Consider the following 24,122-nt stretch of genomic DNA (forward strand, 5'->3'; position numbering starts at 1 on the left):
CTCAGCAATTTTTATATGTCACACCTGCAACTTGCATATTGAATTTCCAGAGCCAAAGAAGATGTGATGACTTGCAATAAGAAAATTCTAAATTGAACAGAAAAATATAAGTTGATGACAACCCTCTCATTAGACTAGTGTGAGGAATAAAGGTCTATGATAAAGGAGCTGAATAAGGTCATGAGACGGAATCTATTGTTGAAAATGACAGCTTCGTATATCATGGTGTTCTTTACAATCATCTTCCTTCTATATATGACTTTCTTCCTGTTCATTAGAGATGAGCTGGAGAAGGATACCCATCTGATAAAAAACAAGTATGCTGAATATGTTATGCAATCCATAGACTTCCAATTGAGGGCCATCGATCAAAGTGCAATAAATTTAATCCAGAATAATGAAACGATTAAACGGTTGTTCGAAGTGAATGCCTTTGATCCGCTGTTGCACGTGGAGACCTATGACAGCTTGAATACGTTGATGGTAAGGCATACCCTCCTGGATAGCGTTTATGTTGTGCGTTACGCAGACGGCAAGATCATCAGTAATCGTGTCTCAAGCCATATAGCCGAATATGGGGATCAGCTTTTCATAAATGAGATGATGGTACAAGCGCCTAAGGGATGGGGGAGTCAACGCCCATTCAAGGAATTTGTCTCTTCTAGATCTAAGGATGTCGTTAGTTTGGTGAGAAAATATCCTCTGCATACAGGCGAACTAGGCGTCCTAGTATTAAATGTGGATGTGCTAAAGCTGGATTCACTGATTATGGAGCTCAATAAAGGGACCGTCTCTTATCTGGAGCTCTATAGTACAGGAATGAATCGAATAATTGAGAAGAATCATGAAGAATCCATCGTCAATCATTCCATCAGTGAAGTCCAATCTCAATATACGGGCTGGGTTTTAAGGAGCGGCCTCCGCAGTCAATCTACAAACGAGTGGTTAGAATCCATCGGATCTTATTGGATCGTGATTGGTCTGGTGATCGTGACAGCAGGCGCGCTGCTGCTAGCGGCATTATCTATTAAGCATTACCATCCTGTCCAGACTATTGTCAGCCGTATCCAGTCTTATTACACCTCGACCGAGCAAGCGCATGAGCAACAGATCATCGGTGTGGGACTACTGGAGAAATCATTTCAGGAATTTATAGAGGTATCAGAGAAATATAAGGCCCAGGCAAATGAGGTACAGCAGTTGAGCCGCTTGCAGTTCTTCAGAGACGTTATTGAGGGTACTCGGCAGGTGAAGAAGACGGAGTGGGCATCAGCGATGCACACCTATGGCATGCCGGGACAATTCGACCAAGCGTATGTCCAGCTCATCGAGATTGATCAATATTCCCTGTTTATAAAGAACTACACCGTCAAAGACCAAGAGCTTTTCAGATTCGTATTGCATGCTGCTATCGTGGAGAGTGCAGGCAGCAAGCCATTCCTCCATGCTTGGGCCGAATGGATATCTCCTTCAAGAATGGCTGTAATTATTCGGTATACGAATACGGGTGTCAGCAACGAGCCGACAAAGCTGTTGAACGAATACCGAGATTGGGTGGACATTCATCTGCCATTCCCGATTACGGTTGGTATAGGAGATCCATCAGGAGAGATCGAGGGTCTGGTGGCATCATATACGCAGGCTGTTGAGGCGGCCAGTTATAAGTTAGTGCTGGGTGTCGGTAGAACTATCGCTTACCGTGATCTGCCGATTGGAGAGAAGAATGAGATGTATGAACATCTCGTTCGATTGAGAAGCGCAGCCGATCTGTACAAGCTCGGCAAAGAAGGATGGGAGCCACTGCTTAAACAGTCCTTCGAGTTATTTGCTCAACGTTGGATTAGCATCGATGAGCTGAGGAATTTATTGAATTATTTCATCTTTTATTTGTATAAGGAACTACAGAAGCTGCCCAAGGAAGAGGCTGTGGCTTGTGCCGAGCAATTGCATGAAGGACTGCTGAACGCACTCAATCAGGAAGAGCAATTGGAAGGTATTCTTGCAAGATGGGTCATGTGCTTAACCGCAACTCAAGAGTTGCTCAAAGAGCATCTGCATCATATTCAACACTATGAGCTTATTACGAATGTCAGGACTTATATTGAACAAAATTATGCAGATGCCGAAATATCGCTGGTTACTTTAAGTGATATATTCGGAATATCTCCCAAGTATTTGAGCCAAGTCTTTAAGGAGACATATGGCGAGAAATTTATCGACGTTCTACTGGCACTTCGTATGGAGCATGCAAAAGTACTGCTGAAGGAATCAAGCGTTTCTATTCAAGAAATATCCGGGATGGTTGGGTACACCAATGCGGTCTCATTCAGCCAGTCCTTCAAGAAATATGCAGGGATCTCCCCAAGCTATTACCGAGGCAATATATAACCATATCGGGAAAAGAGTTAGCCTATCAGAATCCTATATCCTTCATGCCGTTTCGTGTTCCTGGTGAATACAAACGGTTTTTTGTCATTTATTAACGGATCGGAAATCTATAGGTTGTATGAATGGGCACACAAATTATATGTTGAATTAGCACACCCCAAATAACAAACAGAAGGAGGTTCCATTCATTGAATGTCCCGTCAAGACGCATGTGGAAGCAAAATATTCCGTTATTAATTATGTTAGGGCCCATCATCCTGTATTTCCTCATTTTCAAGTATGCACCAATGTTCGGGTTGATCGTAGCCTTTAAGGATTACAATCTGATCGAAGGGGCAATCAAGAGTCCATGGATCGGCTTGAGGAATTTTCAACTCTTGTTCAATAATCCGATGAGCATTGATATCATTCGTAACACCTTGCTGTTGAGTGCGTTACAAATTATCGTGGGATTCCCATTTCCAGTGCTCATGGCGTTGCTGCTGAACGAGGTTCGATTGAAATGGTTTAAGAAAAGCATTCAGACATTGGTATACATGCCGCATTTCTTTAGTTGGGTTATTGTGGGCGGAATTGTGCTCACGATCTTCTCTCAAGAGACCGGTATTGTCAATGTTCTATTGGAAAGGTGGTTTGGTTATACGTATCCCTTTATGTATCAGGAGGCTTCATGGATCACAGTGTTTCTGGGTTCGGGAATATGGAAGGAAGCGGGTTTCTCAGCGATTATCTATCTGGCTGCTTTAGCTTCTATCGATCCAAGCTTATATGAAGCAGCTAGCATGGACGGTGCAGGGAAGCTTAGGAAAATCTGGCATATTACTTTGCCGGGTATACGACCTACGATGATCCTGCTGTTCATCTTAGCTATGGGAAGAGTAATGGAGGTCGGCTTTGATCCGATATATGTTATGCAGAATGCTGCTGTCATGGATGTGGCTAGCGTCATCAGTACTTATATTTACACTATGGGTATACAGAATGGGCAATACAGTCTTACGACGGCCATGGGATTATTTGAATCTCTTGTGGGGCTAGTTCTAGTTGTGACTGCCAATCAGATTGCCCGCAGATTTGGACAAGAATTATGGTGAGGGAGGGGCGGTACCATGCGATTGTCGCGAGACGAGAGGGTCTTATCCATCATTAACTATGTAGCACTTACCTTGATTGGGTTGTCCTGCTTATTCCCTCTAATGCATATCATCAGTGTTTCGTTCAGCGGGTATAATGCAATCATTACGGATCAGGTTACCTTGTGGCCGGTAGGCATATCCTGGGAGAACTATGACTTGCTTCTGCAGGGTACGGACGTGGTGAGAGGATTTACGAACAATGTAGTTATTACAGTGATAGGAAGCGCACTAAGCATGCTGGCTACCATCTTGGCTGCATATCCCTTATCCAGAAGCTATTGTATTGGGCGCAAACCTATAACGATGGCTATCGTCTTTACCATGCTGTTCCAAGGGGGATTAATACCAACGTTTCTGCTCGTCAAAAATTTGGGGCTAATCGATTCTTACTGGTCTCTGTGGTTCCTTACACTGGTTAGTGCCTATAATATGTTGATTATGAGGACATTCTTCCAGCAGATTCCCGAGGAAATGATAGAATCCGCTAGAATGGACGGTTGCAGTGAGTGGAGAATTCTCTTCAATATGATTCTGCCATTGTCGAAGCCGGTCTTGGCTACGCTAACGCTTTTTTATGCTGTACACTATTGGAACATTTTCCTTGGGGTGCTGATCTATATCAATGATTCGGATAAGAAGAACTTGACTGTAATGGTCCAGCAGATGATTCAGAGTCAACAGTTGATTGCGCAGCTAGGCAAGGATGCTTTCGATGTCAATATCAATCTTACCCCGGAAGGTATCAAGTCAGCGGGAATTATGGTGTTGGTTGCCCCGCTCATGATTATTTACCCTTTTCTTCAGAAGTACTTCGTAAAGGGCGTTATGCTAGGTTCAGTTAAGGGTTGAGGAGATAAAAATGAAGGGTTCTGAAATCAATAGGATGTTAAAAGTGCGTGCATAAATCTTAAAGAAAACTATATGTTGCCTCTTTTGTTAAAAAAACCTATAGTTGAGCGGAAGTAGTGCGCATGCTTCAATCAAACTTATGATAACTGGGAGGCTAACGTATGAATCAAAAAAGGGGAAGAACGCTCGTAGCTAGTCTGTTGGCTGTAGTGCTCATCATTTCTGCTCTATTGACGGGGTGTAACACCAATAATAATACTAATAAAGACACCGACAACGTTCCCATCACGAAAGATGAGTCAAACCAGCCAGAACATAAGAAAGAAGGGGAACGGGCAAAGATCACAGTGCCTTTCATCAACTTTGGTGTTATTCCTTCCGAAGAGGGTACGCCGACAGACAATCGTTGGACGCAATGGATTCAAGAGAATGCACCGGTGGATGTGGAGTTTGTTGATGTACCTGTAGGGCAGCGTATTGAGAAATATAATGCTATGTTCGCTGCAGGAGAAGCGCCTGACCTGATCATGACCTTCGGAGATGACTTCATTGCTCAGCTCATCGATCAGAAGCTGGTTATGCCAATTGATGACCTCATCGAGAACTACAGTACGAATTACAAAGAACTTCTAAACGAGTTCCCGGAAATTCGACAAGCCGCAACGAAAACAGACGGTCATATGTATTCGATCGCCAGAGTTGTTGGAGTTAAGACGAATCCAGCCATTGTCATTCGAGAGGATTGGCTTCAGAAGCTAAGCTTGGAGATCCCTAAGACGACGGAAGAGCTGTATACGGTTGCTGAAGCCTTCGCCAAGCAAGATCCGGATGGGAATGGCAAGGATGACACTTACGGTATCGGATTGTCTCAAGGATCAAGATACGCTTATGAATCGATGTTTGGTGTGAACGATTACTATGACAGGAATGGAGAGTTAGTGAGGGATTCCATGCCGCGTCAGCAGTACATTGAATTCATAAAAAAACTTTATGATAATGGCATCGTAGATAAAGATTTCTTGACCGATAAGGATGGTGCCAAGGAATCACAGGATTTCTTGACGGGCAAGCTTGGAATTACCTTGATTAATCAAGCTTCCCGACCTATGGGATTCAATACCTTCAAGTCCTTCCTGGACAATAATTCGAATGGTTCATACACTGTTATTGAACTGCCTGAGAGCCCGAATGGGCAGTACTCTCCGCATATTAATCCGCCGTTCGAGATGTTTGTCATGGTAAACTCGCAGACCAAGAATCCGGAAGCCGTGATGAAGTATATTGACTTTCTACTCGAAGATCAGACGGGAATTATCTTATCTTATGGCTTCAAGGGCGAGCACTGGGAGCTGGGAGATAACGGTTGTCCTAATTTGCTTGATGCCGATAAGTACGCTAAAGAAGTAGGTTGGAACAAGCTGTATTGGGAGTGGATTTTTCCTGAGCTCAAATTCGGACCATGCCGCGAATTTGCCAGCACGCTGAATCCAGATGATCCAGTTGAGAAGAAGTTCATTGAATTCACCGAGAAGCACAGTGCGGCATATCTATCGAAGGAGCGTCCGATTAAAGGTCTAACCTTCGGATTATATATGCCGCAGATTCCTAAGGATTTAAACCAGATTAGACAAAGTACCTCGAAAACAATTCAAGACATACTCGACAAAGCGCTGGTTAGCGGGAGCTCCTACTCGGCAGAGCAGGCGGTGAAGGATGCCGATAAGGTATTCTATGGCTCCGGTGGAGAAAAGATTGATCAGTGGCATAATGATTGGTATAAGGCGCACAAAGATGAAGCTTTCTTAATTGAGGAAATCTACGCATTCCTAGAGAAGCAACAAGAACTAGGAAAAGCGCCAAGCGTCAAATTTGAATAGAATGACTCTCGCCTAAAAGCGCCAACCAGCTACAAGCTGGCTGGCGTTTTTAGTCTATGTAGGCAGCAACATATCACCCTACTATCGCAGTTATTTACCATTGTTACTTATAAACACTTGTAATAAACTTGATAGTGTGAGGAGTCATAATAGCAATATTATATAATACAGGAGGTAATGACTTTGTTGAAGATTGCAATGATCGGTGCAGGAAGCGTGGGCTTCACCCGCAGGTTGATGATGGACCTACTTGCAGTAGAGGAGTTCCGGGATACAGAATTCCGTATGATGGATATCAATGAAGAGAACCTGACGATGGTTGTTGATTTATGCCGCAAGATGATTAGTGACAACAAGCTGGCGGCTACTATTCACGCTACAACCAATCAGCGCGAGGCGATTACGGATGCCGATTATATTATCTGTATGGCGCGTGTTGGCGGGCTGGAGGCATTCAAGCATGATGTTGAAATCCCTTTGAAGTATGGAGTGGATCAATGTGTAGGCGATACCCTTGGACCTGGCGGCGTATTTTTTGCGATGCGTACTATTCCGGTGCTACTGGACATTGCGAAGGATATTAGAGAGGTTGCGGCTCCGAATGCACTGCTGCTCAACTACTCCAATCCTATGGCGATGAATACTTGGGCGATTCGACGCGCGGGCGGCGTTAATGTGCTGGGTCTCTGCCATGGGGTTCAAGGAGGCCACAAGCAGATTGCGCGGGCGCTGGGACTGCCGGAAGAGGAAGTGGATTTCATCTGCGCCGGCATTAACCATCAAACCTGGTATGTCCAGGTTACTCATCAAGGCATGGACATGACGCCTTATCTGCTTGAAGCGTTCGAGAAGCACCCGGAGCTGTCGCAGCGCGAGAAATGCCGGATTGACGTGCTGCGCCGCTTTGGCTATTACTCCACAGAGTCTAATGGACACCTGAGCGAATATTTGCCTTGGTACCGGAAGCGTCAGGATGAGCTGGACAAGTGGATTTATAAGGAAGAATGGATTGGCGGCCGCACTGCGGGCTATTTGAATCATTGCATCAAAAAGACAAATGAATATCGCGAGCTTTATCCGAAGTGGATGAGCGGCGAAGCAGAATATATTAAGCTGGGCGAACGCTCCCACGAGCATGGCTCCTTCATCATCGAAGCGCTGGAGACGGGCAGAGCGTACCGAGGTCATTTCAACATCGAGAACAAAGGTCTTATCACGAATCTGCCGAACGGATCAACAATCGAAATTCCATGTTATGTGGACAAAAACGGCGTACAAGCAAGCTTCGTAGGCGACCTGCCAATGCAGCTTGCGGCTACTTGCCGCGCAAGCATCAGCGTGCAGGAAATGGCAGTTGAGGCGGCGCTTACGGGTAATAAGGAGCTGTTGAAGCTTGCCGTGCTGCATGATCCCTTAACGGCAGCAGTATGCAATACGGAAGAAGTATGGGCGATGTGCGACGAGATGCTGGAGGCTTTGGCTCCTTGGATGCCGCAGTTTAATGGCGAAGGCCGCAAGTGGAAGGATATCCCGCAGCCTGTTCAAGGCAGTTATTTGAAGGTCAACCAAGCGCCAGCGACCTATTTGCCGCCTTCGTTAAGCGGAGCGGTCGTGAACAACGCTCAAGAACGTCTGTCCGTCGGCCATAGCGACAATTAATTCGACAAGGAGAGCTGACAATGAAACAACCCAATGTCGTCGTTTTCTTTACTGATCAGCAACGCTTCGATACGACCGGTGTGCATGGCAATCCCTTAGGTTTGACTCCAAATTTCGATCGCATTGCTAGGGCAGGTACGCATCTCTACAACATGTTTACTTGCCAGCCGGTGTGCGGCCCAGCCAGATCATGTCTTCAAAGCGGCAAGTATGCAACGACGACTGGCTGTTACCGTAATGGCATTCCGCTACCGCAAGAGACCAAAACAATGGCTCATTACTTCAAGGATGCGGGCTACAGCACGAGCTATATAGGCAAGTGGCATTTAGCAAGCGAAGATCCGGTGCCGGCGCATGAGCGTGGAGGCTATGATGAGTGGCTGGGAGCCAATCTGCTGGAATTCGTATCTGACGCATACGATGCGGTATTGTACGATAACGAGAATAACCGCGTGAAGCTCCCAGGTTACCGGGTTGATGCGCAGACGGACGCCGCAATTCGATATATTCATAAGCAACAAGATATGGACCATCCATTTTTTCTGTTCCTTTCCTATTTGGAGCCTCATCATCAGAATCATACCGATAATTATCCTGCTCCTGATGGCATGGAAGAGATGTACACGGCTCGCTGGACACCGCCTGATCTTGCTGCTCTTGGCGGTACCGCGCATCAGCACTTGGGTGGGTATTACGGGATGGTGAAGCGTCTCGATGAAGCCCTCGGACGATTACTGGATGCGCTGAAGAGCCTGGATATGCTGGATAATACCATTATCTTGTTCACATCCGATCACGGCTGCCATTTCAAGACAAGGAATGGAGAATACAAGAGATCCTGCCACGAAAGCTCTATTCGCGTTCCAACCGCGATATACGGTCCAGGCTTTATGGGCGGCGGCCAAGTTCGCGAGCTAGTCAGCCTCGTTGATCTGCCTCCAACATTGCTGGATGCAGCAGGTATTGAGGTGCCTGCTGACATGCAGGGCAACTCCGTTGTCCCGCTTGTGAATCGCACAGCAGCAGAGTGGCCTCAAGAGGTTCTGGTTCAGATTAGCGAATCCATGGTTGGCAGGGCGATCCGGACGGAGCGTTGGAAATATTGTGTGGTCGATCCTCACAAGCATGGAGGAGAGCATGCCGGCTCGGAGCGTTATGAGGAAGCGTTCCTCTATGACTTGCAGGCCGATCCTTACGAAACCAACAATTTAATCGGCATGGAGACTTTTGAAGCTGTAACATCAGATCTGAGGCATAGGCTGAAAGCTAGAATGACGGAGATTGGCGAACCCGAATTCGAAATCGTGCCAGCGGAGCAACGTCATCCTCGTCAAAGAAGTGTAACAGTAGGTGAGATGAAACACGACAATTGGCCGAAGCATACTTAATTCGTATGGAAAAGCGAGGTTCTAGCCATGGGCGATAGTTATGAAAATCCGATTCTGTTCGGTAATTTTCCCGACCCATCCATACTGAGGGACGGAGAACATTACTATTTGGTTAATGGCGGGACTGCGTGGCGATCCATGCTTATGTGGCATTCCAGGGATCTTGTCCATTGGACACCGTTGTATTACGTGCTCGAGGGTTATTGCGGCAACGTATGGGCACCGGAGCTCGTGAAGCATGGAGATACGTATTACATCTATAATTATGGTCCTGGAGACTACGGACCTGGGACGAATTGGGTCGTCACGACCAAAGATATTCATAGTGGTCCATGGAGCGAGCCCATCCCCATTGAAGGTCTGAAGGGAATTGATCCCGGTCACGTCGTAGGGGAAGATGGACGACGATATGTTTTTATGTCCAAAAACATGGTGTATCCCTTAACCGATGATGGGCTGGCGGTGGCGGGAGAGGGACGCAAGGTTTGCGATGATTGGCCGATTCCGGAGGATTGGGACATCGAAGGGGTGTGTACAGAATCGCCTAAGTTGTTTTGGCGGGACGGATGGTGTTATTTGACCGTTGCACAAGGAGGTACTTTCGGTCCTCCGACAAGCCATTGTGTCATTAGCTATCGCTCGCAAAGCATCTTTGGTCCTTGGGAAGCCTCACCCTATAATCCGATCAGCCATACCTGGTCTCGCGAGGAAAAATGGTGGTCTAAGGGCCATGCAACGCTTGTAGATACGCCGGCAGGAGACTGGTATATGATTTATCATGGCATTCTCAACGGAGCCCGTCATCTGGGGCGGATGACGCTTATGGAACCATTGGAGTGGACGATGGATGGATGGTTTAAGGTACCCGATAGTGTTTTAACAGGCGAGCCCATTCCGCTACCCGTTCTTCCCAGCCACAGTACAGAGAGATTATTGTTAAGCGATACTTTTGACACGGGCCGACTAGGGTTGCAATGGAACGCTCCGACACCTGGCATTAACCAAAGGCTATCATTTGAGAAAGTAGGCCTTCTCCTGAAAGCGCAAGGAACCAGTCTTCACGACAGTGAACCTCTCTTATGCCTTAATCAGCACGATGCACAGATGGTAACAACGGAGTTGACTGTGGAGGAAGGTTCTGGCGGGGGGTTGACCTTCTATTACAGCGCTAATTATTCGTGCGGCATCGCTTTGCACGACGGAAGCCTCAAGGTATTCAATATGGGCAAAGGCTGGCTGCAAAATAAGGTGAATCTCGTTCCGTACGAAGACAGGCGGATTTTCCTGCAGCTAAGAAATGACCACGGCATTGTAAGTCCCTGGTACAGCAGTGACGGCAGGGAATGGCGGAAAATCAATCTCTGCTTTGACATTACAGGCTGGCATCCCAACAATATTAATGAGGGAACAGGCTGGGTACGGCCGGGTATATTCGCTTTCGGCACCGGGAACGTCCTATTTGGTCAGTTTCGATACGAACAGTTTGAATGCATTGGCGATTAGTCGCATTCCTTAAGGTGCTCCTAATGAAATACTTTAAGAATAAATAAACACATACCACTACCTGCAGTAAATCGTCGATTCAGTCGAATTTCTGCAGGTTTTTTTTATCACATAAGAAGATCGGATAATAAATCGTTAGTTTGTATAAAAACCTGAATCCGTGATACAAAGTTTATAAAAACCGAGATATTTAAAGGAAAATGCATCTCTGAAGTCGAAAATTAAAGATAATCGCTTATTATCTACTTTCACCAACGAGGTGCTGAATATGAAGATCCAATTCACCCAATCTAAGGAAATCCTCTTAACAACGCATGCAGGCTTGGCTGCGGTCGGTGCGCTGCTTTCCCATACACAGTTGTCTCAGCGTCTTAATCGCTCAGCCGTTAAAGGAATGGAGAATCCGATCCACGGGAACGGCGAAGTCATGAAAAGCTATCTTGGTCTGCTCTGCCAAGGTAAAAGCGATTTCGACCACATCGAGCCTTTTCGCAAAGATACGGTGTTTCAAACATGCCTGGGTATTCGCAAAGTGCCTTCAAGCCCTACGCTCCGTCAGCGACTGGATGCCGCTGCACAAACAATAGATGCCAATTGGAATGACATTCTGTTGCAGGAATCTGCCGACCTCATCCGAAACCTCAATGCCCCGGTAACTGGACTTGACGCAGGCGAGCATACGGTCATACCGCTGGACATTGACGTTTCGCCGTTCGATAACTCCGGCACGAAAAAAGAAGGTGTCTCCCTCACGTACAAAGGAACATTTGGATATGCCCCCATCTTTGCCTATTTGGGCCGAGAAGGGTATGGCGTAAATCTTCAATTGCGTGAAGGTAGTACACACAGCCAGAAAGATGGTGCTGATTTCCTTCGGGAAACGATTCATTACGCTCGTCGCATTACAAGTGATCGTCTACTCGTCCGTATGGATTCTGCTCACGATAGTCTTGAAAACTTGCAAGTTTGCCACGCGGAGAAAGATGTTGACTACATCATTAAAGTCAATCTTCGCGGCGCTTCCAAAGAAAGCTGGCTGCGAGTAGCCGAAGACAAAGGGATATCTTGTGAGCAACGCCCTGGGAAGACCACCTACATCGGCGCGATTACATTTCCACAGAAAGACTTCGATTGTAACCTGCGTCAAGTGTTCCAAGTCATCGTGCGTACGATCGATCGGGATGGGCAGGTGCTCATGTTTCCAGATGTGGAAGTGAACGTTTACTGGACATCTCTGACTTGCTCGCCATGGCGTGTCATTGAGCTTTATCGCGATCATGGCACAAGCGAGCAATTTCATAGTGAGCTTAAGACCGATCTAGATTTGGAGCGATTGCCGGCAGGCAAGTTCGATACGAATGAGCTAGTCCTGCACGCTGGCGTATTCGCCTATAACCTGCTTCGCATCATGGGACAAGAAAGCTTACGTCAAGATGATGCACCGATTCGTGGAGGCGTCGGGCGCCGTCGTATCCGAACTGTCATTCAGAACATCATCTACATCGCAGCTAGAGTCAGCCGCCATGCCCGACAAACGTCCTTCAATTTCGGCCGTTACAGTCCATGGTTCCAAACCGTTCGTCGAATCTACCAGGCATTTGCCTGATTATTGTGAATGAAACGCAAGCACAGCCACCAGTCGCCTCCCCCCTGTAAAAAAGGAGGTTTATTTCGCATGCCTTGCTTCCTGTGAAAAGCGCTTCTTGTTTGAATCCGAAGATGGGAATGTTGTAAGATACACAATCTTCTACGCCTGTTTTCCAAAATACGGACTGCCTAGGAGGTAGGGGACCTAAGCTGTCACGGATTCAGGTAAAAAGTTTGATATCCACTTCATGTATGATTCATACATGAAGTCGTGTTTATAACATATAAGGGGAGATGATGCAGTGAGAAGAAGATGGATTCATGTTTTTAGCATTTGTCTAATGGCTGTAGCCTTACTTGCAGGGTGCAGCGGAAACGCTCAGCCCGATAAGCAGCCAGACAAAGATGCCGCAGCGACCCAAGCAGTGGAGGAGAAAAGGGAAAAGCTGAAGGTCAGCATGTTGATTCCATCCTATTCCGGAGGAGGATGGCCGGACAATAAGCATCCTACAATTCAATACCTGAACGACAAGTTTGACCTTGAATTAGACATCCAATGGATCCCCGGACCGAATTATATCGAGAAACTTAATGTGTTAGCTGCTTCTGGCAAATTACCGGACGTTTACAGGTCGGGAAGCGACATTTATGAAAAGTGGCAAAATGAAGGAGCGTTCTTGGATATCGCTCCATATTTAGATCAATATCCCAATTTAGTGAAAGCGTTTCCTGAGGAGCTTTGGAGCCTCAAAAATCCCAAAAGCCATATATATGGAATTCCATATGGAGGACCGCCTAATCCAGCCTCTTACATCGTCAGAAGAGATTGGCTCGATCATTTGGGGATTCCGGTTCCAGATCCTGATACGTTCACGGTGGATGAGTTTTACCGAATCGCTAAGGCATTTGCACTCGACGATCCCGATCAAGACGGAAAAAACAACACGCTTGGGTTCTCGTTTGGCGGCTTCGGGGGAGAGGCACCGCTTCGGTATGCGTTCGGTCTTTCGCCGGGTTGGCAGGAGCTAGACGGAAAGCTCATACCTTATCAGGTGCAATCCGAAGAAATGAAAGAGTATTTAACCTTTTTAAATAAAGCGTATACCGAAGGTGTGTTGGATAAGGACTTTCCTCTCAACAAGGGGAACGAACTGCAAGAGAAGATCAGCTCCGGAAAGTTGGGATTAGCTCATGACATCCCCATAGCCACTGTTACAAACGAGAAAAAATTGAAGACGCTCGATCCGGATGCCGAATTCGTCCAGCTTGCGCCTCCTATCGGACCGACGGGAATACAGCTGAATGATACGAGAGAATTTACTGAAAAGATTTTGTTAAATGCTGAAATGAACGATGAAAAACGAACGAGATTGCTGGAAATGTTCGATTGGTGGGTGACGGACGAAGGGACGGATATTATCAAAAATGGTCCTCCCGGTGTTTATTATACGGATAAGGGAGACGGGACGTATGAAGCAACCGAAGCTGCTATAAGCGAGGGTAATCGTGTCGCCATCCTTAACAATTGGTTTTTCCGCAGAATCGCGTTCGATCACGATGTTTTCAAATGGGACTCCGAGGCTTACAAGGAACGAATCATTACCCAATTCGAGAATGGGAGCAAATATGCAGCTCCATACGATCCGGCCGTAGGTCTGACGCATTTATCTCCAACCTATGCCAAGACGATTACTGAAATTAATAAGGCCTACGAGCAGGTTGTCTTCAAAATTATCATCGGAGAGAAGCCGGTTGATGAGATCGAAGCTGCAATCGACGCTTGGAATAAAAACGGCGGTCAGAAAATCATTCAAGAGGTGAATGATGCCTACCAAGCCATGAAAAAATAGGAATGGTGCATCCCCCGCATGTCATATGCGGGGGATGCTGCGTCGTTTGGCAAAATGTGTCCTGGCGATACAAGCAATCAGATAAAAAATCGTGGGATTGTGAAATAAACAGCCTTTTTATCCAGCCTATAATAAGAGAAAGAAAGTTACCATTATGAAGGAGTGAAGCAGCATGGGCTACGCAAAAAGGGCATTTCCCATCTATTTAATGATTGTGCCTGGAATGCTTTTTTTTCTCATCTTTAAGTATCTTCCGATGATTGGGATCGTTATTGCTTTCAAGGATTACAATCCGTTTCGCGGTTTCGGCGGGAGCGACTGGGTGGGAATGGATCAGTTCGTCAGACTGTTTACCGAGCGGGATTTTATTCCGCTGCTTTCGAATACGTTAATCTTAAGCGCGATGGATATTGTGTTTTATTTTCCAATGCCCATTCTAATGGCGCTCTTATTAAATGAAATAAGGCTTGCTGCCTTCAAGAAAACAGTGCAAACCGTTCTGTACGCTCCTCACTTCCTGTCCTGGGTCGTCATAGTCGGCATGACGGTGGTCTTGTTCTCCACAGAGTTCGGAGGCGTCAATCAGCTGCTGAAATCTTGGGATCTTCCCGTATTAAATGTATTGACTAACGAATCCGCATTCCGCTGGGTATGGTTAATTCAGAACATGTGGAACGGCGTTGGCTGGGGGACGATCATTTTCCTGGCAGCCTTGTCCTCCGTCGATCCCAGCTTGTACGAGGCGGCGGCAATAGACGGTGCCAGCCGTCTGAAGCAAATTTGGCACGTAACGCTGCCCGCACTTAGCCGAGTCATTATTATCCTGTTTATCTTAAGGCTTGGCAATTTCATGGATCTAGGCTTCGAGCATATCTTGTTGCTGCAAAACCCACTCAATTTAAGTGTTTCCGACGTTTTCGATACGTATGTGTACCGCCAGGGCATTGTGCAAGGCGACTTCAGCTACTCATCCGCGGTCGGTATCTTCAAGTCGTTGGTCGGTTTGTTCCTAATCATCATCGCTAATGCCGTTGCTAAACGGGCTGGGCAAGAGGGGGTCTATTAACATGTCAACATATAGAGCCAAAAAGTCGGAAAGCTGGCTGGATTATATCATTTATACCGCATTGACGATTTCCTCGCTCGTTGTTCTAATTCCGCTATTATATATTGTGACGACATCGTTTGCTTCTGAGAAGGAATACTTGACTCGGGGATTTTTTATCTTCCCCAAACAATGGACACTGGACGGATACTTTTATCTGCTGACGAATCCCGGTTTTATAACCGCATTAAAAAATGCCGTAGTCATTAGCTTGGTAGGAACGTTCATCAACATCGCGTTAACCTCTCTTCTAGCCTATGGCTTGTCGAAGTCATGGATTAAAGGCAGAGGAACGATGAACTTTATGGTTCTATTTACGATGCTGTTCAGTGGCGGCATGATTCCGACCTATCTGGTCGTTAAGGAGCTGGGGTTGGTCGGCAGCTATTGGGCGCTATGGCTTGTCATGGCGATCGCGCCGTTCCATTTGATCGTAATGAGAGGGTTCTTCGGCTCTATTCCAATCGAGCTGGAGGAAGCGGGACGCATCGACGGCTGCAGCGAATGGCGGATATTCTCGAGTATTTATTTGCCTCTCTCCAAAGCGGCGATTGCCACGTTTACGCTCTTCTATTTTGTCGCTAATTGGAACATGTACTTCGCGGCGATTCTCTATTTGAACGACAATAACAAATGGCCGTTGCAGGTGTTTTTGCGTCAAATGCTGATTCAAGAGGATAGCAGCACCGGAGCGGCACTTCATTCGGCTTTCGAATATACGCCTGCAGCCAAGATGGCAGCTATATTGATCGCAGCTTTCCCGCTGCTTGTCGTTTATCCTTTCCTGCAAAAATATTTTAATCAAGGGATGCTGCTCGGCTCAGTGAAGGGCTAATTGCTCATACAGTAAGGAGAGATGCACGTTGAAAAGCAAACCGAATATTGTATATATCTATGCCGATGATTTGGGAATGGGGATGTTGTCTTGCTACGGTCAGACTGTCATCGAAACGCCGAATATCGATCGCATCGCTAATGAGGGAATGAAATTTACAAGGGCGTATGGAACGGCGTTCTGCGCCCCGGCCAGAGCAAGCCTGATGTGCGGCATACATGACGCCCATGCAGGACGATGGACGTATACGCCAGGCAATGCCTATAAGAAACTGTCGACAGGCGAGCTGAGCTTGGACGAGCTTCAGGAGATCATTTACAATACCGGGATTGAAGCCTTGGCAGGAGACGAGTTTTTGGCCACGGTAGCGAAGAAGGGAGGCTATCGAACAGGACAGATCGGCAAGCTGGAATGGGGGTTCTCGACGACCGACAGAAGCATCCGGGAGCATGGCTGGGATTATCACTTCGGTTATTACGATCATATACAATGCCATGGCTTTTACCCGCCGTTCCTGTTCGAGGATGGCAGGCTGGTGCCGATTGAAGGGAATACGGATCCCCATTGCGGCAATCCTGCCATTACGGATCCAACTGATATGAGCTGCAGGAAGGTCTATTCGCAAGATTTGTTCGACGAGAAGATAGCGGCATTTATCAGAGAGAATCGTGACAGGCCGTTTTTTCTGTTCCATCCCAGCCAGCTGCCTCACGGTCCGATTTTCTATCCCGATATACACGAACAAGTGAAGCATAATGAGGCGTTGACGCAGCAGGAGAAGGAATACGCCTCCATGGTTCTTCGACTGGACGAAACAGTAGGAAAGATCTTGAACGAACTGGAAACACTCGGTTTAAGTGACAACACGTTAGTCCTGTTCGCATCCGACAACGGACATGAAGTGTATTATCGCGAGGAAGGGCGAGCGGGTAGAACCAAGACGTTAAGCGGCGATTCCATCAACGAAGTGGACAATCCATTTCGAACGGAGCTGTGCGGCGATGTGTTTAACGGGAATGCGGGCATGGCGGGGTTGAAGTTTTCCAATTGGGACGGAGGCTGCAAAATTCCATTTTTGGCTAAATGGCCTGGAGTCATCCAAGCGGACAGTGTGTGCGACCAACTGATCGCCAATTATGATACATTGGCGACAATCGCGGATATCGTTGCAGTGGAAACGCCTGCTGGAACGGACGGCGTGTCGTACTGGAAGGCATTGCGAGGCGATTCCAATTCGCCGAAACATAAGTATATCGTTTTTGCATGCTCATATGGTCCTGCGCTCGTTACGGAGGATGGCTGGAAGCTGCGGGTTTATATTCCGGAGGCGCTTCGAGAGAAGGCTTCACTGAAATTTGAACCGGAAGTGGTCGTACGTTTGTATCAGGTGCTGGATGATCCGACGGAGAAGCTGGATGTATCGAGTCGTTATCCAGAGATCGTCCAGCGTCTGAGAGGCTGGCTATTAAAGGAGTGCGACGGCAATTTGCTAAATGGCACATCGGCAAGGCATTTGGCTTATCCGGACCTATATATTCCAACGTTCGACGAAGTGTTAAAAGGTATAATCTGATGCGATAAGGAATGAGGGAGCTCAAGATGATACAAATGAATATACAATCCAGCTTTGTAAATCCCGTGCTTGGAGGCGATTACCCGGATCCTTCCGTCATTCGAGTAGGCTGCGACTATTATATGACGCATTCTTCTTTCCGCTATTATCCTGGCTTACTCATTTGGCATTCCAAGGATCTTGTGAACTGGAGACCTTTATGCCATGCGTTACATGAGTATGTAGGCGATGTATGGGCACCAGATTTCATCCAATACGAGGGGCGTTATTACATTTATTTTCCAGCAGGAGGGACGAATTGGGTTGTTACGGCAATTTCTCCTGGGGGACCGTGGAGCAAGCCAATTGATTTGAAGGTGAGTCATATCGATCCTGGTCATGTGGCTGGGGCGGATGGCAAACGGTATTTGCATCTTTCAGGCGGACATATCGTGGAATTGGCGCGTGACGGTCTTTCGGTTATTGGAACCCCGCGTAAGATATACGATGGCTGGCTCTATCCTAACGAGTGGCGAGTCGAGGGGTTCTGTTTGGAATCCCCTAAGCTGATATTTAAGAATGGTTATTATTATTTAACTTCAGCCCAAGGGGGGACGGCAGGGCCAGCGACCAGCCATATGGTTGTTTCTGCAAGATCTCATAATCCGTGGGGACCCTGGGAGAACTCGCCGCACAATCCCATCGTGCGTACCGTCCACCGGGATGAAGCTTGGCATAGTAAAGGTCATGGCACCATATTCGAGGATTCTGATGGTAAGTGGTGGATTATATATCATGGGTATGAGAAGGGTTATTACACATTGGGAAGACAAACCCTGCTAGAGGCGATTCAATGGACCGAGGACGACTGGTTCAAAACTTGTGAGGGAGTTCGCATTGATCAACCTGCAACCAAGTCCGTTGGTTCCACGATCGGGCATGAGCTTAATTCTAGTGAAATATTATTAGACGGAGAGATCTCTCTGAAATGGCAATGTTATGATGCATTGATACATGACCGGTGCCGTGTTGAGAAGGGAGGGCTCATTCTCATGCCTTTGCCGCCAGGAGAACAGATGTCCCCTTTAGTATATATCGCTCATGAACATTGTTATACCATAGAAGCCAAACTCTCCTTGTTAAGCGATGATTCAGAAGGAAGACTTCTTCTCTTCTACAATCGGGAATGCTATACGGGAATTGGATTCAATCGGGAGGGCGTATATGCTATTCGTCAGACCAAAAATTTGCGCCCTAGACCGGTCGGCTCCAGAACTCTGGAACTGAAGCTCGTCAACGATCATCATGAAGTTGATTGCTATTATAGAATTGATGAGGAAGAATGGGTCAAGCTTCCGGAATCTATGGATACATCGGGCTATCATCATAATGCTCTTGGGCAATTCCTCAGCTTGCGACCTGGCGTGGACGCATCAGGAGGGGGAGAAGTTTTCGTCGAATATGTTCGCATCATTTGAATGAAATAAGATAATAAATCATGCGATTGTTCAATTTTGAGTCATTATATAACTTTTATAATAAGATTGTAAGAATATAACGCAAAGGAGACAAAGGCATATGAAAAAGGGGATTAATTTGCTTTTGGTTGTAATCTTCTCGATCGCAAGCATAATGGGCTGCAGCGGAGGCAATACGAATTCGAGTGGTACGAGCACAAATCCGACAAACACGAACCCAGAGGCAACAAGCAAGGCGGAGCCCGTCAAAGAAAAGCTCGCTATCAGTATGGTTGTACCATCTTACGCGGGAGGAGGCTGGCCGGATAATAACCATCCTACCATTAAGTACCTGAATGAAAAGTTCAACATCGAGCTTGATGTACAGTGGATTCCAGGACCGAACTATAATGAAAAGCTTAATGTCCTGGCGGCTTCGGATAATCTCCCTGATATTTACCGAGCTAACCCTGGCAGCAACCTATACGAGAAGTGGCAAGGAGAAGGCGCGTTCGTCGAACTATCCTCCTATATCGATAACTATCCTAATTTGAAAAACGCATTTCCAGAGGAATATTGGAAGTTCTTGAATCCCAAGGACAAAATTTATGGTGTCCCGTATGGAGCCCCCACTAATCCGACTGCCTTCGTCGTTCGTAAAGATTGGCTAGACAATGTAGGGCTGTCGGTTCCCAATCCGGATACGTTTACAATTGATGAATTTTATGAAATTGCAAAAGCATTTGCGTTAAAAGATCCTGATCAAAACGGAAAAAACGATACGCTGGGCTTCTCCTTCGGCAAATTTAGCGGAGAGCTGCCGTTACGTTATGCGTTCGGCTTGTCCGATGGCTGGATGGAAATCGGTGGGGAGTTGGTCCCTTATATCGTACAGGAAGCAGAGATGAAGGAATACCTGACTTTCCTGAATAAAGCATACAAGGAAGGTGTCTTGGACAAGGATTTCCCGATTAACGAGGGGCAGGCCATTAACGAGAAGGTCAGCTCAGGAAAGCTGGGTCTTGCTATCCATATTCCAATCGCTCTTCTTCGGAATGAAGCGAAGGTGAAAGAGGTGCAGCCTAATGCGGAATTCGTGCAGCTTGCTCCGCCGATCGGACCGACGGGCATCCAATTGAACGATTCCGTGGAGCTTCTCGATAAGGTCGTTCTCAATGGTAAGATGGATCAAGCCAAGGTCGAGCGAATATTGGAAATGATGGACTGGTGGGTGACAGACGAAGGAACGGACATTATTAAGAATGGTCCTCCTAACGTATTCTACAAGGATAACGGAGACGGAACGTTTACTCCAACAGACGAGGCGTTAAGCGAAGGAACGAGATTGGCCATTCTCAATAACTGGGTGTTCAGAAGAATTGCAAACGATCATGACGTATTCAAGTGGGATTCCCAGGAATATCGGGAACGGATTACATCTTTCTTCGAGATGAATGAGAAATACGCAGCGCCGCTCAATCCAGCTTCCGGCATCACGTTTATGTCTCCGACTTTTGCTAAGAAGTGGACTGATCTGGAGAAAAAATATCATCAAACGGTATTCAAAATTATTATGGGCGAGGCGCCATTGGATTCCATCTCGGGGGCAATTGCGGATTGGAAGAAGAACGGCGGGGACGATATCATAAAGGAAATTAATGAAGCGTATCAACAAATGAAGTAATTAATCGATTTGCATTGTGCTAGACTCCAATATGCTTTATCGTTAGATTATTACTTGAAATGAGGCCCGTCATTCCTGGCGAGGTCTCATTTCTAACTTGTTCAGACGAGGGGGGTGAGCGAATGTATTCGGTCATAGTGGCGGAGGATGAACCTTGGATTCGCGGTGCAGTCGTGGAAATGATCGAGAAAGCGGGCAAGCAGTTTCAAGTCGTCGGCGAGGCCGAAACGGGAGAAGAGGCTTGGGAGTTGATTCAAAGCACCTGGCCGTTGCTGCTCATCACAGATATTAGAATGCCGGATATGGACGGTTTGGCTCTCATTCAGAAGATAAGGGAGCATCAAATTCCGATGGCCATTATTATCGTTAGCGGTTATGACAACTTTCAATACGCCCAGCAGGCTATATCGCTTGGGGTAACCGATTATTTGCTAAAGCCCGTTGAATACAGCCAGCTAACGACAGTGCTTGATCGCTGCAAGGAGACGATTGCGGCGCATAAGGAATTAAATGAATGCTTCGTTCGCATTCAAGCTTTTATCGAGAAGATGTTCGACTCCGATCCCAGAACGCTCTTGAGGAAGCAGCATGATCTCGTGCAATCGATTCTAAGCTTAAAGCTGCTAAACGCTGGAGCTTGTCGAAATTTACTGCGATTATTCGAGTCTAGAATACGGCAGACATGCGACGAGATGGGGATTGATTCTAAATTTCAGATAATAAGGGCAGGACATGACAACGACGTTGTGCTGGAGGATTTTCGAGGTCTGCTTCTCCAATGGATTACAGAATATCCTCATGTTAAGTCACAAGACACGAAGCTGATTATTGATCAGCTTATTAAGCAATTGAACCTTCAATACAAGAAGGACTGGAGCTTACAGGAGATGGCGGAGTATACCCAACTCAGCCCCTCTCATTTCGGCGTTTTATTCAAAAAACAAACCGGCATGTCGCCGGTCAATTATATAAATCGAATTCGAGTCGAGCAAGCGAAAGAAAGACTGATGCAAACGGATAAAAAAATATACGAGATTGCGGAGGAAGTGGGCTTCTCGAATCTTCCGTATTTTACGCGATTGTTTAAGCAGGTGGCCGGGCTGACGCCCAAAGAGTTCAGAAAGAGGCTGGGTCAATGAGTGTGTTCAAGGGAGCTGTCCGTTTTCCCATTAAGGTAAAGCTCACTATGGCATTTCTGAGTATAAGCATGCTTGGCGTCATCTTAATGGCAGTGATTGCGCATGTCAACTACAGCAACGCAACCAAAAAGGACTTCTATACGATTGCAGATCAAGCTGTAACAAGAACAAATCATCAAATTGACCTGTACTTTAAACAATTGGAGCAAGCTGTCGCAACAACGATTGCTGGACCTATTAACGTAGGAATTGGTGGCAATGATTCCGCGTTCGGTATGATTCAGAAATGGTTGAACAACCCTTCAAACCCGCTTAGGCAAACCGATGTCAAAACGATAGAGGACATCTTGAATCGTTATATTGCATTCAATTATTCCGAAATCGCAGGCATGTTTATCGTGTCCAACGATGGTCAACTCATCTCGTCAACTGGGACGAGCATTTCGATCGAAAATTTGAAATCCGAGCCTTGGTACTCCTCCAAGCAATTAGATCGGACCATCATTATTCCGACCTACTATACCAATTTTAATTCAACCAATAAAGATACCGCCATGATATCGCTCATCATACCCATTAACAGCACGGAAACGTTAAAGCCAGTAGGGAAATTAATTATTTGTATGAAGCTTAGCGAAATTAGCCGCATACTGGGGCAAACCAATTTGGGGGATAGCGGCTACTTTTTCATCGCCGCTGACGACGGAACTATTGTCCATCACCCGGAGGTCGCTATCATATCACAAAACCTGAGTGAAACCTCTTTTTCCACATTAGATTTCGATCGGCGGCAGTCGATTCAAGACTGGGATGGCAAAACATATCTGCTGTCCTATCATAAATCTGAATTCACGGGATGGAAGGTCATCGCCTTCGTACCCTTCTCCGAGATGGCGAATGGCTTAACAATCGCTACTAAAGCGACGTTAGTTGCGGGAGCTGCTTTGTTCTGTATTATTTTAATAACAGTTCCAATCATGTCTAATCGACTTGTTCGACCTATTCTATCGCTGAAAAACGCGATGCTGAAGGTTCAGCGCGGCGACCTGCATGCTCGGGCTGATGTAAGAGGCGGAGATGAACTGCAGGTGCTCAATCACGCATTCAATCAAATGACCGTCAATCTGGAGCAGCTGATCCAGACCGTTTCTTCGTTAAAGGTTCGGGAGGTTAATTTGGAGCTTAAGCAGAAGGAAGCCTTAATTCAGGCGCTGCAAAATCAAATCAACCCGCATTTGCTTTACAATACGCTGGATATTATTAAGAGCATTGCGTATTTGGAGGAGGTTCCCGTTATCGAGAAGATGTGTGCGAACCTCGCCAGTATTTACCGGTACACGGCTTCACTGCCTGAGATTGAAGTGGAACTGCAGAAAGAGCTAGACCATGTCAGGAAATATTTAGAGATTATTCATATTAGGTTCACCATGCATTTCCAAAGCAATATTTACATTCATGAAAAATATTTGTCTAATAGCATCATTAAATTTTCAATTCAGCCTATTGTCGAAAATGTTGTTAAATATGCGGTTGAGCCGCGCAAAGGAAAGGCTGCTGTATTAATTAATGCCTATCCTAACGAAGAAAGCTTAATTATAGAAATTGCTGACAATGGCCCTGGCATACCTGATGGGATATTGCAAAGCCTTCAGGAGAAGTTAGCGTCGATTTCCAATGCCGATCTGGAGTCGCTAGCCCAGATGGATACGGTTGGTATCGTCAACGTGCATACCCGTCTCGTCCTTCAATACGGAAAACAATATGGATTAAAGCTGGATTCATTTGCCGAGCGGGGTACCATCGTGTCGATTCGCATTCCATTTACAGTAAAATTGAATTGATATTTAGCAACAAATTACCCTTGCAAAGCATTTATTTATTGTTGCTACCCCATCCAAGCTAATTCCTGAATCCGTGACAGCTTAGGTCCCCTACCTCCTAGGCAGTCCGTATTTTGGAAAAGAGGCGTAGAAGATTGTGTATCTTACAACATTCCCACCTTCGGATTCAAACAAGGAGCACTTTTCACAGGAAGCAAGGCATGCGAAATAAACCTCCTTTTTTACAGGGGGGGGGAGGCGACTGGTGGCTGTGCTTGCGTTTCATTCACAAT

General features: G+C 46.4%; 16 protein-coding genes. All 16 read left to right on the forward strand.

Annotation, left to right across the window (positions count from 1 at the left end):
* Positions 1-156: 156 nt before the first annotated feature.
* Positions 157-2,388 (forward strand): helix-turn-helix domain-containing protein, encoded by a 2,232-nt coding sequence (locus tag AB1S56_RS08760; RefSeq protein WP_340873588.1) that lies wholly within the window; start codon positions 157-159, stop codon positions 2,386-2,388.
* 209 nt (positions 2,389-2,597) lie between these two features.
* Positions 2,598-3,482 (forward strand): ABC transporter permease subunit, encoded by an 885-nt coding sequence (locus tag AB1S56_RS08765; RefSeq protein WP_340873594.1) that lies wholly within the window; start codon positions 2,598-2,600, stop codon positions 3,480-3,482.
* Positions 3,483-3,497: 15 nt separating this feature from the next.
* Entirely contained in the window at positions 3,498-4,373 is an 876-nt protein-coding gene (locus AB1S56_RS08770) for a carbohydrate ABC transporter permease (RefSeq protein WP_367903446.1), read from the forward strand.
* A gap of 161 nt (positions 4,374-4,534) precedes the next feature.
* Positions 4,535-6,250 (forward strand): extracellular solute-binding protein, encoded by a 1,716-nt coding sequence (locus tag AB1S56_RS08775; RefSeq protein ID WP_340873590.1) that lies wholly within the window; start codon positions 4,535-4,537, stop codon positions 6,248-6,250.
* Between the two features lie 183 nt (positions 6,251-6,433).
* Positions 6,434-7,909, forward strand: a complete 1,476-nt coding sequence (locus AB1S56_RS08780) for an alpha-glucosidase/alpha-galactosidase (protein ID WP_340873591.1) — start codon at positions 6,434-6,436, stop codon at positions 7,907-7,909.
* Between the two features lie 20 nt (positions 7,910-7,929).
* Positions 7,930-9,297, forward strand: coding sequence for a sulfatase-like hydrolase/transferase (locus AB1S56_RS08785; RefSeq protein WP_340873592.1), 1,368 nt, complete (start codon positions 7,930-7,932; stop codon positions 9,295-9,297).
* A gap of 27 nt (positions 9,298-9,324) precedes the next feature.
* On the forward strand, positions 9,325-10,800 hold the full coding sequence (locus tag AB1S56_RS08790; protein WP_340873593.1) for a family 43 glycosylhydrolase: 1,476 nt from the start codon (positions 9,325-9,327) through the stop codon (positions 10,798-10,800).
* 268 nt (positions 10,801-11,068) lie between these two features.
* Positions 11,069-12,406: an IS1380 family transposase gene (locus tag AB1S56_RS08795; RefSeq protein ID WP_340873812.1), complete on the forward strand. Its 1,338-nt coding sequence runs from the start codon at positions 11,069-11,071 to the stop codon at positions 12,404-12,406.
* Positions 12,407-12,689: 283 nt separating this feature from the next.
* On the forward strand, positions 12,690-14,237 hold the full coding sequence (locus AB1S56_RS08800; protein WP_340873682.1) for a hypothetical protein: 1,548 nt from the start codon (positions 12,690-12,692) through the stop codon (positions 14,235-14,237).
* 172 nt (positions 14,238-14,409) lie between these two features.
* Positions 14,410-15,303, forward strand: coding sequence for an ABC transporter permease subunit (locus AB1S56_RS08805; RefSeq protein WP_340873680.1), 894 nt, complete (start codon positions 14,410-14,412; stop codon positions 15,301-15,303).
* 1 nt (position 15,304) lies between these two features.
* Positions 15,305-16,177: a carbohydrate ABC transporter permease gene (locus AB1S56_RS08810; RefSeq protein ID WP_340873679.1), complete on the forward strand. Its 873-nt coding sequence runs from the start codon at positions 15,305-15,307 to the stop codon at positions 16,175-16,177.
* Between the two features lie 28 nt (positions 16,178-16,205).
* A complete protein-coding gene (locus tag AB1S56_RS08815; protein ID WP_340873677.1) occupies positions 16,206-17,750 on the forward strand; it encodes a sulfatase-like hydrolase/transferase in 1,545 nt (514 codons plus the stop codon).
* A 26-nt stretch (positions 17,751-17,776) separates the two neighbouring features.
* On the forward strand, positions 17,777-19,207 hold the full coding sequence (locus AB1S56_RS08820; protein WP_340873676.1) for a family 43 glycosylhydrolase: 1,431 nt from the start codon (positions 17,777-17,779) through the stop codon (positions 19,205-19,207).
* A gap of 100 nt (positions 19,208-19,307) precedes the next feature.
* Positions 19,308-20,870 carry an extracellular solute-binding protein gene (locus AB1S56_RS08825; protein ID WP_340873675.1) on the forward strand — a complete coding sequence of 521 codons (1,563 nt, stop codon included), beginning with the start codon at positions 19,308-19,310 and terminating at the stop codon, positions 20,868-20,870.
* Between the two features lie 122 nt (positions 20,871-20,992).
* The gene (locus tag AB1S56_RS08830; RefSeq protein WP_340873674.1) at positions 20,993-22,009 is read left to right on the forward strand and encodes a response regulator; all 1,017 of its coding nucleotides are present in this window, start codon (positions 20,993-20,995) and stop codon (positions 22,007-22,009) included.
* Entirely contained in the window at positions 22,006-23,850 is a 1,845-nt protein-coding gene (locus AB1S56_RS08835) for a cache domain-containing protein (RefSeq protein ID WP_340873673.1), read from the forward strand. The genes AB1S56_RS08830 and AB1S56_RS08835 overlap by 4 nt, the downstream gene beginning before the upstream one ends.
* Positions 23,851-24,122: the final 272 nt, after the last annotated feature.

The organism is Paenibacillus sp. PL2-23 (genome assembly GCF_040834005.1).
Lineage (GTDB): Bacteria > Bacillota > Bacilli > Paenibacillales > Paenibacillaceae > Pristimantibacillus.

Coding starts and splice junctions, on each gene's coding strand:
- AB1S56_RS08760 (WP_340873588.1), top strand. CDS start 157: ATGATAAAGGAGCTGAATAAGGTCATGAGACGGAATCTATTGTTGAAA.
- AB1S56_RS08765 (WP_340873594.1), top strand. CDS start 2,598: ATGTGGAAGCAAAATATTCCGTTATTAATTATGTTAGGGCCCATCATC.
- AB1S56_RS08770 (WP_367903446.1), top strand. CDS start 3,498: ATGCGATTGTCGCGAGACGAGAGGGTCTTATCCATCATTAACTATGTA.
- AB1S56_RS08775 (WP_340873590.1), top strand. CDS start 4,535: ATGAATCAAAAAAGGGGAAGAACGCTCGTAGCTAGTCTGTTGGCTGTA.
- AB1S56_RS08785 (WP_340873592.1), top strand. CDS start 7,930: ATGAAACAACCCAATGTCGTCGTTTTCTTTACTGATCAGCAACGCTTC.
- AB1S56_RS08790 (WP_340873593.1), top strand. CDS start 9,325: ATGGGCGATAGTTATGAAAATCCGATTCTGTTCGGTAATTTTCCCGAC.
- AB1S56_RS08795 (WP_340873812.1), top strand. CDS start 11,069: ATGAAGATCCAATTCACCCAATCTAAGGAAATCCTCTTAACAACGCAT.
- AB1S56_RS08805 (WP_340873680.1), top strand. CDS start 14,410: ATGGGCTACGCAAAAAGGGCATTTCCCATCTATTTAATGATTGTGCCT.
- AB1S56_RS08810 (WP_340873679.1), top strand. CDS start 15,305: ATGTCAACATATAGAGCCAAAAAGTCGGAAAGCTGGCTGGATTATATC.
- AB1S56_RS08820 (WP_340873676.1), top strand. CDS start 17,777: ATGATACAAATGAATATACAATCCAGCTTTGTAAATCCCGTGCTTGGA.
- AB1S56_RS08825 (WP_340873675.1), top strand. CDS start 19,308: ATGAAAAAGGGGATTAATTTGCTTTTGGTTGTAATCTTCTCGATCGCA.
- AB1S56_RS08830 (WP_340873674.1), top strand. CDS start 20,993: ATGTATTCGGTCATAGTGGCGGAGGATGAACCTTGGATTCGCGGTGCA.
- AB1S56_RS08835 (WP_340873673.1), top strand. CDS start 22,006: ATGAGTGTGTTCAAGGGAGCTGTCCGTTTTCCCATTAAGGTAAAGCTC.